Origin of the sequence: Roseovarius sp. CAU 1744, from assembly GCF_039839345.1 — a bacterium.
GTDB lineage: Bacteria > Pseudomonadota > Alphaproteobacteria > Rhodobacterales > Rhodobacteraceae > Roseovarius.
In genome coordinates, this window is record NZ_JBDOQV010000011.1 from 12,917 (window position 1) to 26,716 (window position 13,800).

Annotated in this window: 12 protein-coding genes; 5 read left to right on the forward strand and 7 right to left on the reverse strand. The window is 62.8% G+C overall.

All coding sequences use genetic code 11. The annotated features are described in order from the left end of the window. Window positions 1-111 precede the first annotated feature (111 nt). Both AAFO92_RS19805 and AAFO92_RS19810 read left to right on the forward strand, forming a co-directional pair. Window positions 112-870, forward strand: coding sequence for an electron transfer flavoprotein subunit beta/FixA family protein (locus tag AAFO92_RS19805; protein WP_347538159.1), 759 nt, complete (start codon window positions 112-114; stop codon window positions 868-870). Continuing rightward, entirely contained in the window at window positions 870-1,796 is a 927-nt protein-coding gene (locus tag AAFO92_RS19810; protein WP_347538161.1) for an FAD-binding protein, read from the forward strand. The genes AAFO92_RS19805 and AAFO92_RS19810 overlap by 1 nt, the downstream gene beginning before the upstream one ends. Before the next feature lie 43 nt (window positions 1,797-1,839). On the opposite strand, the gene AAFO92_RS19815 is transcribed toward AAFO92_RS19810, so the two are convergent. Continuing rightward, window positions 1,840-2,688, reverse strand: a complete 849-nt coding sequence (locus tag AAFO92_RS19815) for a DUF6473 family protein (protein ID WP_347538162.1) — start codon at window positions 2,686-2,688, stop codon at window positions 1,840-1,842. A gap of 160 nt (window positions 2,689-2,848) precedes the next feature. Between AAFO92_RS19815 and AAFO92_RS19820 the strand changes: the two genes are divergently transcribed. Further along, window positions 2,849-3,724, forward strand: coding sequence for a 3-hydroxybutyryl-CoA dehydrogenase (locus tag AAFO92_RS19820; RefSeq protein ID WP_347538164.1), 876 nt, complete (start codon window positions 2,849-2,851; stop codon window positions 3,722-3,724). A 22-nt stretch (window positions 3,725-3,746) separates the two neighbouring features. Here the strand turns inward: AAFO92_RS19820 and AAFO92_RS19825 are convergent, their stop codons facing one another. From AAFO92_RS19825 to AAFO92_RS19850, 6 genes are all read right to left on the reverse strand, one after another. Beyond that, complete coding sequence (locus AAFO92_RS19825) at window positions 3,747-4,889, reverse strand: Xaa-Pro peptidase family protein (RefSeq protein WP_347538166.1); 1,143 nt, start codon at window positions 4,887-4,889, stop codon at window positions 3,747-3,749. A gap of 136 nt (window positions 4,890-5,025) precedes the next feature. Continuing rightward, window positions 5,026-5,898 carry a DMT family transporter gene (locus tag AAFO92_RS19830; RefSeq protein WP_347538168.1) on the reverse strand — a complete coding sequence of 291 codons (873 nt, stop codon included), beginning with the start codon at window positions 5,896-5,898 and terminating at the stop codon, window positions 5,026-5,028. Window positions 5,899-5,940: 42 nt separating this feature from the next. After that, on the reverse strand, window positions 5,941-6,501 hold the full coding sequence (locus tag AAFO92_RS19835; RefSeq protein ID WP_347538170.1) for a DUF2585 domain-containing protein: 561 nt from the start codon (window positions 6,499-6,501) through the stop codon (window positions 5,941-5,943). Between the two features lie 206 nt (window positions 6,502-6,707). Then, on the reverse strand, window positions 6,708-7,868 hold the full coding sequence (locus AAFO92_RS19840) for a M20 aminoacylase family protein (RefSeq protein WP_347538172.1): 1,161 nt from the start codon (window positions 7,866-7,868) through the stop codon (window positions 6,708-6,710). 84 nt (window positions 7,869-7,952) lie between these two features. Further along, on the reverse strand, window positions 7,953-9,299 hold the full coding sequence (locus AAFO92_RS19845) for an FAD-binding oxidoreductase (RefSeq protein WP_347538174.1): 1,347 nt from the start codon (window positions 9,297-9,299) through the stop codon (window positions 7,953-7,955). Then, window positions 9,296-11,110, reverse strand: coding sequence for an ABC transporter ATP-binding protein (locus AAFO92_RS19850; RefSeq protein ID WP_347538175.1), 1,815 nt, complete (start codon window positions 11,108-11,110; stop codon window positions 9,296-9,298). The genes AAFO92_RS19845 and AAFO92_RS19850 overlap by 4 nt, the downstream gene beginning before the upstream one ends. A gap of 293 nt (window positions 11,111-11,403) precedes the next feature. Between AAFO92_RS19850 and AAFO92_RS19855 the strand changes: the two genes are divergently transcribed. Together AAFO92_RS19855 and AAFO92_RS19860 are read left to right on the forward strand one after the other, a co-directional pair. Then, window positions 11,404-13,095: a peptide ABC transporter substrate-binding protein gene (locus AAFO92_RS19855; RefSeq protein ID WP_347538177.1), complete on the forward strand. Its 1,692-nt coding sequence runs from the start codon at window positions 11,404-11,406 to the stop codon at window positions 13,093-13,095. 195 nt (window positions 13,096-13,290) lie between these two features. Then, window positions 13,291-13,719 (forward strand): GFA family protein, encoded by a 429-nt coding sequence (locus tag AAFO92_RS19860; RefSeq protein WP_347538178.1) that lies wholly within the window; start codon window positions 13,291-13,293, stop codon window positions 13,717-13,719. Window positions 13,720-13,800 lie beyond the last annotated feature (81 nt).

A 13,800-nucleotide genomic window follows, 5' to 3' on the forward strand; every position in this document is an offset into this window, starting at 1 on the left:
ACGTGACGATTTTACCCTGTTTCCCCGATTAACAAATCTGTATCAAACGCCAGAGAGCTTTCTGGGGAGTCGCGAGCGCGGCTCTCCGTCATTTTAACGGAGACCATGCCAATGAAGGTGTTAGTGCCTGTCAAGCGCGTGATTGACTACAACGTGAAGGTCCGTGTCAAAGCGGATGGATCGGGTGTTGATCTTGCGAACGTCAAAATGTCGATGAACCCCTTTGACGAGATTGCCGTCGAGGAGGCCATCCGCCTGAGAGAAGCCGGTAAAGCCGAAGAAGTGATTGCCGTTTCGGTCGGCGTCAAGCAGGCGCAGGAGACCCTGCGTACGGCGCTGGCGATGGGCGCGGACCGCGCGATCCTGGTGGTGGCCGCCGATGACGTGCACACCGACATCGAGCCGCTGGCCGTCGCCAAGATCCTGGCCAAGATCGTCGAAGAAGAGGGCCCCGGCATCGTGCTGGCGGGCAAGCAGGCGATCGACAATGACATGAATGCCACCGGCCAGATGCTCAGCGCCCTGCTGGGCTGGTCGCAGGGCACGTTTGCCTCGAAGCTGGACATCGAAGGCGATCATGCGCTGGTCACCCGCGAGGTGGATGGCGGGTTGCAGACGATCAAGGTCAAGATGCCGTCGATCATCACCGTCGACCTGCGCCTGAACGAGCCGCGCTATGCCTCGCTGCCCAACATCATGAAGGCCAAGAAAAAGCCGCTGGACGAGAAAACCGCCGCCGATTACGGCGTCGACGTCACCCCGCGCCTGGAAATCGTCAAGACCGACGAACCCGAGGCCCGCAAGGCCGGTGAAATCGTGGGCTCGGTGGACGAGCTCGTTGCCAAACTCAAAGAAGCGGGGGCTGTGTAATGGCTGTTCTTCTTCTCGCCGAAGTAACCGATGGCGAACTGGCGCTGGACGCGACCGCAAAGGCCGTGACCGCCGCAAGCAAACTGGGTGATGTGACCGCGCTTTGCGCCGGAGGCCATGCCGCCGCGGCCGGTGAGGCCGCCGCCAAGATCGACGGTATTTCCAAGGTGCTGGTTGCCGAGGATGCCTCGCTGGGTCATCGCCTGGCGGAATCGACCGCGGCGCTGATCGTGTCGCTGGCGGGCGATTACGAGCACATCGTCGCCCCCGCCACCACCGACGCCAAGAACGTCATGCCGCGTGTTGCGGCGCTGCTGGATGCGATGGTGATCTCGGACGTCTCGGGCGTGGTTGACGCCAACACGTTCGAACGCCCGATCTACGCGGGCAACGCGGTCCAGACGGTGAAATCCTCGGACGCCAAGAAGGTCGTGACCATCCGCACCTCGACCTTCGACGCCGCCGGGACCGGCGGCGCGGCCCCGGTCGAAACGGTTTCGGCCGCCGACAACCCCGGCCTGTCCGAATGGGTCGAGGACAAGGTCGCCGAATCCGACCGCCCCGAGCTGACCTCGGCCGGCGTGGTCGTATCGGGCGGCCGTGGCGTGGGTTCGCAGGAGGACTTCGCCCTGATCGAGAAACTGGCCGACAAGCTGGGCGCCGCCGTCGGTGCGTCCCGCGCCGCGGTCGATTCGGGCTTTGCCCCGAATGACTGGCAGGTGGGCCAGACCGGCAAGGTGGTTGCCCCGGACCTCTATGTCGCCGTCGGCATCTCGGGCGCGATCCAGCACCTTGCGGGCATGAAGGACAGCAAGATCATCGTCGCCATCAACAAGGACGAAGAGGCCCCGATCTTCCAGGTCGCCGATTACGGCCTCGTCGCAGACCTCTTCGACGCCGTCCCGGAACTGACCGAAAAACTGTAGGACGAGGGACACCACCTCGTACCCGGCAACAGGGCCCGCTGAACTAGCGGGCCTTGTTCGTTTCGGCGACCATCTGCGCCACCAGCGGCCCCAATGCCTCCGCTACCTGGTAATGGCATCTGGGCCCCATTACTTCCTGCGCCGCCGGTGCTTCCAGCGCGGAAAACCGCATCCCGTTGGTCCCGTCGGCCCTGACCTCTTCGCTTGCGGTGACCTCGATCACCTGGTCGGTCATCGGGCGCAACGTCTCGAGCATCTTCCGGGTGACGCAGATCGGGTCAAATTCCACCTCGGTCCTGTCCGCGTCATCCTCGGGCCTGCGCGCAGACATCCACAGCAGGATGACCTTGCTGTCCACCTTGTGCAGCAACAGCTGCATCCGCGAAACCCATGCTGTCTGAATCTCTTCGATCACCGTGGCAAAACGCTCGCTCGATACTTTCTGGAGGCATTGCAGCATGTGCCGGACAAAATGAAACTCGGTGAAATCCACCTCGCCGTAGATGGCGCGCAACGTGCCCGATGCTTCGAGGAACCTGTCATTGCGCCGCGGATGAACCGAATAGAACCGGTTCGTCATATTGGTCACGCAAGGCACCTGCACGATGGTCACGTCGGCATTCGCCGTGGCCATCAGCACGCCGATATCGTTCAGATAGACATCGACCCCCGCATTCGGCCAGCCGAAATTGACACATTTCACCCCGGTTCGCGCCTCGATCAGCGCCGGGAAGGGCCGTTCGATGAATTTTCCGTACGTATCCGTGCCGCCAAGAAACGCCGCATACGGACCGTTCAGTTTCCGGCGCGGGCCGCGAAACCTGAGTTTCGACCCCGGATAGCCGCACGGTTGATATGTAAGGGGACTGTCCCCCATTCTTTCATAGGCCATGATTCCCACCAATCTCTTTTCACCCGGGATCAGATTCGGCCAAACCGGTTGAGAATTATCTAATGCGCGAATTCATCACAGTTTTTAGCGATCCGAAGCCCTTGCGGCTGATCCCCCGGCGGGCCTATGTTGTCGGCAAGTGACGCAAGGGGACGTTGAAATGGCAATCCAGACGATTGGCGTGATCGGAGCGGGTCAGATGGGCAACGGGATTGCCCATGTCATGGCCCTGGCAAACTACAACGTCCTGCTGACCGACATCAGCCAGGATGCGCTTGACCAGGCGATGGAGACGATCCGCACCAACATGGAACGCCAGGTGAGCCGCGGAAAAATCAGCCAGGAAGATATGGCTGCCGGGCTAGGGCGGATCAAGACGACCCTGAAACTGACCGACCTGGGCCAGACAGACCTGGTTATCGAGGCCGCGACCGAGCGCGAAGCCGTGAAACAGGCCATATTCGATGAGCTGTTGCCGCATCTGCAGCCGCATACGATCCTGACCTCCAACACCTCTTCCATCTCGATCACCCGCCTGGCCAGCCGCACGGACCGGCCCGAGAAATTCATGGGTTTTCACTTCATGAACCCGGTGCCGGTGATGCAGCTGGTCGAGCTGATCCGGGGCATTGCCACCGACAGCGAAACATTCGACGCCTGCATGAACGTGGTCGAACAGATCAGGAAAACCTCTGCCACGGCCGAGGATTTCCCCGGGTTCATCGTCAACCGTATCCTGATGCCGATGATCAACGAGGCGGTCTACACGCTCTACGAGGGTGTCGGCAACGTGCGGTCGATCGACCAGTCGATGCGGCTGGGCGCGAACCACCCGATGGGGCCGCTGGAACTGGCGGATTTCATCGGGCTGGATACCTGTCTGGCGATCATGAACGTGCTGCATGACGGGCTGGCGGACACGAAATACCGTCCCTGCCCCCTGCTGACGAAATACGTCGAGGCCGGGTGGCTGGGCCGCAAGACCGGCCGGGGCTTCTATGACTATCGCGGCGAGGAACCCGTACCCACGCGCTGACCCCCGGGCGGCTGCGTGAATTTCAAAGAATGACCTCGGCCACGGATTTCGGGTGATCCGTAAGCGGCTCCCAGCCGTCCCCGGTGACGATGACGCTGTCACCCACCTGCGCCCGGAACGTCTCGACCGAAACCGACCCGTCCACCGCAAGAACCATACCCGGCTTGATGATGGTCTTGTCACCGGTCACAAGCTGCGGCGATTCGAGAAAGCTGAACCCCGTCGCACGGCCACAGCGGAACGGGTATTCAAAACCGGCGCTCTGGATGACCTCGGCGTATTCGGCATGGATGCTTTCGGCGGTGACACCGGGGCGCAGCGCATCCAGCGCGGCCTTCTGGCTGGCCACCGCCACCTCATAGACCGCCACCTGCGCAGGATCGGCGTTACCGATCCAGAAGGTACGGTCGAAACCCAGCTTGAAGCGGTGGAAATTGGTCATGCCGCAAAAACAGAGGAAAACCGGCTCCCCCCGGTGCATGGTCCGGGTTGACGCGCGGTGATGGGTTTTGATGATCTCGCGTCCCGAGGCCATGATCTGCAGGAAATGGGTGTTGGGCGACATGTCGGCATCGTCATAATGCGCGGCCAGCAACCCGGCCGCCTTGCGGGTGCCCGCCTGCGAGGTGGCGATTGCAACCTCGTATTCCGGCACCCCGTCGCCGATCGCCGCACGTCCGGCCGCCATCATCGCCGTGGCAACCTGCCCGGCATGGCGCGCGATCTGCAGCTCTTCGGGTGATTTGATCATCCGCATCTCGGCCAGCAGCGGCGTCGCGCTGTCCAGCTTTCCCGTGCCTGCCAGATCGTTCACATATGCGCGGACCACCGGCGGCATGTGATCCGGCTCGATCGCGATCCGGGATGCGGATCCGAGCGCGCCCGGCAACTCCTCGCGCCATTCGTTGCCCATGCCGTCATTCCAGGGGGCGATGCGATCCACCCGCGCCGCGGCTTCGGCGGCGTTCAGATCAATAATGGGCGTGATCAGCAACGTGTCACCATCCCTGGGAACCACCAGGATGGTCGGGCGGCCAAATTCCATGTGCAGATAGTCGTAATAGCCGGTCAGGTAATAGACATTGTCGTCATCGGTGATCAGCGCGACATCAATACCGCTTTCGGCAAGGTTTGATTGAAAGCGGCGCATTCTGTCGCGAAACATGCTGGATCCTTTCCGTGGCAGGCCTGAGGTGTCCGTGACGCGCACCCCGGTCAGTGTTCCGCCGCGAGACTATTCGGATTGGGCCTTCTTTCAAAACGAGAACCGACATTGCGGTCGCCGGGCCCACCGGGCGCGATCAACACGGCCGCTGGCGGCGTTTTCGCGTCAGGACAATCAGGTTCGACACGAACAGCGCACCGATCACCACCGCGCCGCCAACCAGCGCCCAGTGGCCGGGATCTTCCCCGACGACCGCCCAAACCAGCACAGGCGCCAGAACGGATTCAAGCAAGATCAGCAGCGAGACCTCGGCCGAACTGATGTAGCGCGGCCCCAGCGTCAGGAAACAGGTCGCGATCGCGATGAACCCGCCATGGCCCAGGAAAAGCTCCCACTGACCGGGAAAGACGGCCATCGGCGTCACGAAGGGCCACATCACCATCGCCGAGCCGATATAGCCGATCGGGATCGCGGGGATCATCGAGATTTCCTTGACCATGCGCACCGCCGTCAGCGCACCCGCATAGGCGATGGTCACGTAAAGCGCCCACAGATCGCCCTTCCACGAGGCGATCTCGGATTCTTCGGACCCGTAGGCAATGATCCCCAGCCCGACCATGACCGCCGCCATGGTCAGGACCATGCGCCGCCTGATCGGCTCACCCAGGAAGATCAGGCTGAAAATGGCGGAAAAAACCGGCATGGAGGCAAAGATGAATACCACGTTGGCGACACTGGTCTGTGTCACCGCCAGCACGAAACCGGGGGCGGTCGATCCGATCAGGACCATGTAGATGATACCGGGCCAGCCACTGCCCAGAACATCCCGGACCCCTTTGATGCCCTGCACGACCAGCAATCCCAGAAGAATGATCACCCCGGCAGTCATGCCACGCCAGAACGCCACGACCAGCGGGTCCGCCACGATCAGACGCACAAACAGCGAGTCGGGGACCACAAAGAGCACCCCCAGCGTTGTAATCAGCAATCCTTTGGCATGATCATTCATGGGAAAATCTGTGCGGATTTTCCGCGCGAAAGTAAACCCGGATCAAAGGCCCCCCTGCCAGTCGCGGATGATGTCGAGCGGATAGAGCAACATCACCACGTTCAGAGCCAGCCCGTCGCGGATGACCCACAGGGTCAAGAGCTCGAACCCCACCACGATGGCAAGGCTGGCCCAGACCGGCAACCGGTGCGCCAGCCAGAACCCTGCCAGCATGGCAACGATATCCGAGGCCGAGTTCAGGACGCTGTCGCCGTAGTAATCGAGAGAGATCGTGACCTCGCGGTAGCGTTCGATCACCGCATCGGTGTTCTCGGCGATCTCCCAGGCGCATTCGACCAGCGTGGCGATCACCAGCCGCCAGCCCAACGGCACCGGCCGCGCCAACGGCCACAAGGCGGCATAGAAGATGAAACCGTGCAGCAGGTGGCTGGGCGTATACCAGTCGAAAAGCTGCTGCGATCCTTCGCTGGTCCCGACCGTGCCCCACAGATCGACATGCCCGCACTGGCACCAGGGCACGCGCCCCATCGCCAGCAGGATGACAAGCGTGGCCAGGACCACCGCCGCGGTCACCAGGTAAGGCAGATGATGTTGATGACGCATGGCCGATCTTGAATCACGCGAGGTTCGTTCTGTCCAGACCCACCCGCAAAATACCCGTTCATGCGGGGCAAGACCGCGGGCAAGACGGCAACACCCGCATCAGGCCCAGGCACGGGGTTTTAGTAAGGAGCCCGCACGAGTTCAGCGCCGCAGGCAGCCGCGCGACCCGCCAGGCGCGATTTGCAGCCGTTCGAACCCTCTCGGCGTCAGGCCGGCATCCGCTGCTCGACGATCTCGGCCCACCAGCTGCACCCGGCGGGAATGGCGTTGTCGTTGAAATTATAGTCGGGGCTGTGCACCTTGGCAGTGTCGCCGTTGCCTATCAGGATATAGGCGCCGGGACGTTCTTCTAGCATATAGGCAAAATCCTCGCCCCCCATGATCAGCGGCGCCTCGGCGCAGTCTCCGCTGACCGACCGGGCCACATCGGCGGCAAAGGCGGTCTGTTCCTCGTGATTGACCATGACCGGATAGCTGCGCTTGTAGTCCAGGGTAATCTTGCCGCCGAACCCGGTGCCGACGCCATCACACAGCGACTGCATCCGCGTTTCCGCCAGGTCGCGCATCTCGGCGCTCATCGTGCGCACCGTGCCAAGAAGATGGACGGATTGCGGTATCACGTTGAACGCATTGGAAGAGCTTTGAATGGATGTCACCGAGACAACCAGCTGTTCGGTTGGATCCGCATTGCGCGCCGTGATCGTCTGCAGCGCCGTCACCAACTGCCCGGCCATCACGATCGGGTCGATGGTCTCATTGGGTTTGGCCGCGTGTCCGCCCCGCCCCTCGATCTCGATGTTGAACACATCCGTGGCAGCAAAGAACGGCCCGGGACGAATGGCAAATTCTCCCTCCGGCACGCCGGGCCAGTTGTGCATCCCATAGACCTCCTGTACGCCAAAGCGTTCCATCAGACCGTCCTCGCACATCTCGCGGCCACCGCCACCGCCCTCTTCGGCGGGTTGAAAGATGACCACGCAAGTACCATCGAAATTGCGGGTCTCGGCCAGGTATTGCGCCGCCCCCAGCAACATCGCCGTATGCCCGTCATGGCCGCAGGCATGCATCTTGCCCTCCACCTTGGAGGCATAATCAACACCCGTCTCCTCGTGAATGGGCAGTGCGTCCATATCCGCGCGAAGCGCGATCACCTTGCCGGAACCGGTTGATTTTCCCTTGATAACCCCAACGACACCGGTCCGCCCGATCCCGGTGGCGATATCGTCACAGCCAAAGGCCCGCAGGCGTTCCTCGACCAGCGCGCTGGTCCGGTGGGTATCGAACAACAGTTCGGGATGCTGGTGCAGATCGCGCCGCCATTCCGTGATCTGGTCATGAAGTTCGGCAAATCGGTTCTTGACGGGCATGGCGCGCTCCTCCGGGTTCGGGGCCTGCGCGCAACCTGACGCATAGCGCGCCCTGCGGCAAGGCCCGCCAGTTCACATTCGCGATCACATTCCTGGCCCCATCACCAGCTTGGAGCCGTCGGTAAAGCGCCCGAACCGGAAACGCGCCATGTCGTGCCCGGGCGGGGCGCCTGTCATCATGTCGGCCAGGATGCGGCCAAAGGCGGGGCCGATACCAAAACCGTGCCCGCTCATCCCCGTTCCCACCCAGAGGCCGGGCAGATCGGGCACCTGGTCGACAATCGGCACGACATCGGGCATCGCATCGATCATCCCGGCCCAGCTGGCGCGCATCTCGACAGACCCGAGGCCCGGAAACAGCGTCTGAAAGTCGGACAGGATCTTGTGCACGCGATCCGGGCGCGGCGTCGGGTCAAGAATGCGCATCGCCTCGAAGGGTGAGTGCGCCTCCATCGACCAGCGGCGCGGCGTCCCCCAGCCGTCCGGGAACCCCTTGGGAGCAGCGGGCAGGTAGACACGGCTGAACGGGTTTTTCATCAGCGGTTTCAGGTATTTGAACATGTCCCTGAATCCGTCCGGACCAAGGTAGAATTCATGGAACCCTTCGGGCGCCAGCGTATAGCCGCCATCCGCGCGGCGCCGGAACGCGATGGTGTGATCTGCCGCCCCACCCTCGTGCACGGAGGGGACCGGCCGGGTGGCAACCACCGTCGATTTCACCGAAATCTGCGGGATCGAAACCCCGTGACGCCGCAGGAAAAGCGAGGACCATGCCCCGCCCGCGACCAGAACCTGATCGGCGGCCATCCGGCCCTTTTCGGTGATGACGCCGGCAATCCGGCCGGCCGCCATATCCAGCCCGCGCACGGCGCAATCCTCGATCAACACCGCCCCCGCCCGCGCCGCCGCACGCGCCAGACGCGGCACCGCCACCCAGGGCTCGGCCCGGTAGTCGGACGGCGTATGCAGCGCGCCCAGGTAACGGCGCGACGCCCCCGGCAACAGCCCGGCCACCTCCTGCGCGCTCAGAATGCGGCTGTCGACCCCGTTTGCGCGGGCCAGCGGCAGGAATTCCTCGAACTCGGCCATGTCCCTGTCCGTCACGCCCAGATAGGTCAGGCCGGACGGCACCAGCCCGAGGTCCTCGTTGATGTCGCGCTGCAATTCCGGCCAGAGCCTGTTGGCCTCGACCATGATCGGCAGTTCGGCGGCATCGCGCCCGGTCTGGCGTACCCAGCCCCAGTTGCGCGCGCTCTGTTCTGCGGCGATCCGGCCCTTTTCCAGCAGCACCACGCGCCGCCCTTTTCGCGCCAGGAAATAGGCCGTCATCACGCCGATGATGCCGCCGCCCACGATCGCCACATCGGCGCGGTCCGGCAGGTCCGCGCTGTGCTCGGCCGGGGACTCTTCGGTAATCGGGAACCCGGTCAATATCCGCTCTCGCTTGTCAGGACGAAATGGCCGGGGCTGGCTTGGGCATATTCAGACGGTTGCGGCGCATATCCGACCGGATGAATGGGGGACGGTATCGGTTTGAAGGTCAACTCTCTTTCCGCTTTTCTCTGGCGTGGGTCCGCTATCGGCACGGCCCGCATCAGGGCGCGCGTATAGGGATGTTGCGGGTTCTCGAACACCGCCGAACGCGGGCCTTTTTCGACGATCCGGCCCAGATACATCACCGCCACGTCATGGCTGACCCGTTCGACCACCGCCATGTCGTGGCTGATGAACAGATAGGACAGCCCCAGATCCGCCTGCAATTCCATCATCAGGTTCAGCACCTGCGCCTGCACGCTGACATCAAGCGCGCTTACCGCCTCGTCCGCGACAATCAGCTTGGGCTTCAGCGCCAGCGCGCGGGCAATCGCGATCCGCTGCCGCTGCCCACCGGAAAGTTCGTGGGGATAGCGGTTCAGAAAGGTTCTTGGCAGGCCGACCCGATCAAAAAGCTGCGCCACGCGGGTCTGACGCTCGGGCGCCGGAACGCCGAAATTCCGCATCGGCTCGGCCACCTGGTCGGCCAGGCTCATCTGCGGATTGAGGCTGGCGAACGGATCCTGAAACACCATCTGCATATCCGCCCGCGCCCGCCTCAGCCCGCGCGCATCAAGCGCCATGACATCCACCCCGTCCAGCATGATCCGCCCGCCCGTCGGTTCGACCAGGCGCAGAATCGACCGCCCGGCACTGGACTTGCCACAGCCTGATTCGCCCACCAGCGACAGGGTGCGGCCCTTGTTGAGCGTAAAGGACACATCCTCGACCGCGTGGACATTGGCAACCCTGCGGCGCATCAGCCCGCCGGTGACCGGGAACCGCGTCGTCAGCCCTTCGACCTGCAACAGCGTCGTATCGCTGCCCCGGACCGGCGCGGCGTCAAGGTCACTGCCGACCAGCCGCATCGGCTCGGGCGCGGATTTGCCGCGCATCTCTCCCAGGCGGGGCACGGCAGCCAGCAATGCCTGGGTATAGGCGTGCTGCGGTGCCTCGAAAATCTGCTCGACGGGGCCTTCCTCGACCTTGCGGCCGCGATACATCACCACCACCCGGTCGGCCATCTGCGCCACCACCGCCATATCATGGGTGATGAACATCACCGCCGTGCCGGTTTCGCGTTTCAGACGGTCCATCAGCGCCAGGATTTCCGCCTGAATGGTCACATCCAGCGCCGTGGTCGGCTCGTCCGCGATCAGCAGGCGCGGACGGCAGGCCAGCGCCATCGCGATGACCACGCGCTGCCGCATCCCGCCGGACAATTCGTGCGGATATTGCCTGAGGCGGCGCTCCGGCTCGGGGATCCTGACCTCGCGCAGCAACTCCAGCGCCCTTGACCTCGCCGCATCTCGATCCAATCCGCGGTGCAGCCGCAGGCCTTCGGTCAACTGCCGGCCGATGGTAAAGACCGGGTTCAGCGCCGTCATCGGCTCTTGAAAGATCATTCCGATCTCATTGCCGCGAACATGCCGCATCAGGCCCTGGCCCGCGCCCGCCAGGTCGGTCTGCCCGCCCTCGGCACGGTCAAAGATCAGCCGCCCGCCCGCAATCTGGCCGCCACCAAATTCGACCAGGCGCATCAGCGACAGCGAGGATACCGATTTGCCGGACCCGGATTCGCCCACCACGCAGACGGTTTCGCCCGCGCCGATGTCGAATGAAACATCCTCGACCCCCACCACCGGGCCGTCGCGCGTCTCGAACGTGACCCGCAAGTTTTCGATACGGGCAATGGGGTGCGCCGACATGCTGCAAGTGGCCTTTTCGTCCGATCATCTGGCGCCACGCTACAGAGCGCCGCTGATCGCGTCAAACCACCTGCACCCCCTGGGCGAGAGGGCACCAACGGAAGCCTTGCATTTTTTGCTCAACCGGTCTGAGATGGGCAAGACAGCAGACAAAAAAGGTTAACAGCGCCGATCTCTCGCACGCAGGTTTTTGGGTTTACGGTTTTGGTGGTATCTTGAGGTCGGGAAGGCCCTGATTGCAGACACGCGAGACATGCTCGGCTCTGCCTGAGAACTGGAGGAAGAAGATGCGATTGACCGCCACAACATACACCGCCGCAACGGTGCTGGCGCTGGCAAGCTCGGCACAGGCGGAACGCGGTGCTGACGGACAGGCAAGCATTCTCTATTGGCAGGCCCCGTCGATCATGAATCCCTACCTGTCGGGCGGGACCAAGGACATGGAGGCCGCCAGCCTGGTGATCGAACCGCTGGCGCGCTATGACGAGGGCGGCAACCTGGTGCCGTGGCTGGCCGAAGAGGTGCCGACCGTTGGCAATGGCGGCGTCAGCGAGGATCTGACCGCGATCACATGGGTTCTGAAAGAGGGCCTGAAATGGTCCGACGGCAGCCCGGTCACCTCGGAAGATGTCAAGTTTACGTGGGAATATTGCACGGCCGAGGGCGGCGGCTGTGCCCAGGCCGAGAAATATATCGACGTCACTTCGGTCGACACGCCGGATGACCGCACCATCGTGGTCACCTTTGGCGTTCCCAAGCCATTCCCCTATGGCCCGTTTGTCGGCGGCCAGGCACCGATCATTCAGAAGGCGCAATTTGCCGATTGCCTGGGGCCGAAGGCACCCGAATGCACCGAGGCCAATTTCTATCCCATCGGAACGGGCCCCTTCACGGTCACGGATTTCCGGCCCAATGACGTAATTCAGCTGACCGCCAACGAAAACTATCGTGACCCCGCCAAACCCGCATTCCAGACCATCCTGTTCAAGGGCGGGGGCGATGCCATGGCGGCCGGGCGAGCGGTGCTGGAAACGGGTGAGTTCGACTACGCCTGGAACCTGCAACTGGCCCCCGATGTGCTGAAAAACATGGAAGCCGCAGGCAAGGGCAAGATCGTGTCGACCTTCGGTACACTGGTTGAACGGATCATGATCAACTTCACCAACCCGGACCCGGCCTTGGGCGACGAGCGCGGCACCGTCGCGCATCCGCACCCGATCCTCACCGACAAGGCCGTGCGCCAGGCCCTGTCGATGGCGATTGACCGCGAGCTTCTGGTCGAGATCGGTTATGGCGATGCGGGCCGGGTTACATGCAACGTGCTGCCCGCGCCCGAGATCTACGCCTCGACCGCCAACGAATCCTGCAAGGTACAGGATATCGCCGGCGCCAACGCGCTGCTGGACGAGGCCGGATGGGTCAGGGGCGCTGACGGTGTCCGCGCCAAGGACGGCAAGCGGCTGTCACTACTCTATCAGACCTCGACCAATGCCGTGCGCCAGGATTTTCAGGCGCTTATCAAGCAATGGTGGAGCGAGATTGGCGTGGAAACCGAATTGCGCAACATCGACGCGTCGGTGTTTTTCGGCGGGGATCCGGGCAGCCCCGACACGTTCCAGAAGTTCTTTGCCGATGTCGAGATGTTCGCCAACAACTTCGACGGAACCGACCCCGAGAACTACATGGCTCGCTGGGCCTGCGATCAGGCGCCATCACCGGAGAACCAGTGGCAGGGCAACAATATGGGCCGGTTCTGTTCAGCCGAATACGACGCGCTGGTCGCAGAGATGGCCACGACCGCGGATCTGGACGAGCGCGCCAGCCTGGCCAAGGCGATGAACGACATACTGATGCAGGAATACGCGATCCTGCCGCTGGTTGATCGGGGCCGCGTGTCTGGTCACTCCAACGCACTGGGCGGCGTTATCCTGAACATCTGGGACAGCGAGCTGTGGAATGCCGCGGACTGGTACCGGGTAAAGTGACGCTGTAGCCTGGCGCGTGAATTCGCAGCCAGCGCGCCGGACAAGGCCCGGCAATAGACCGGTGCCGCTTCTCTATCGCAAACGGTCTGTTCCGGATCAGACCGCAGCCGAAGCCACATGGTTTGTTTGGCGCAGGCTGCGCCGATGCATTTTGTGCAATGAACCGGTCAGCGGTTGAGAAACCCGGAGGGACAATTGAAAACACGCGGCCATTGCCTGTGCAAGAAAACGCGGTGGGAATTTTCGGGCGAGGTGACCTGGGCCTGTTACTGTCATTGCGACGATTGCCGCCGAAACTGCGCCGCGCCGGTGGTTGCCTGGCTTGGCGTGCCGGTGAAGAATTTCAAGTGGACTGGCGATGCCCCGAAGACACTGGAGAGTTCGGAAGGTGTGCAAAGGCACTTTTGCCGGAATTGCGGCGCGCCGATGGGGTTTGAGGCAAACCACTATCGCGGCGGAATGCGTCTTTATGCCGCTTCACTGGAAAACCCGCTGGATTTCCAGCCGACCTTCCACGTGAATTACCAAAGCAAGCTCCCGTGGCTCAGCATGAACGATGATCTTCCCAAGTATGACGGTACCCTGCTTCATGCACCGAAAGACCTGAGCGAATATTGCTCATAGTTGGCGTCTTCCAAAAGATTGCCGGCCATGCCGTAGCGCGACGGCATCCAGGTGCCGGGGCGTCGACCGCTACGCCGCATC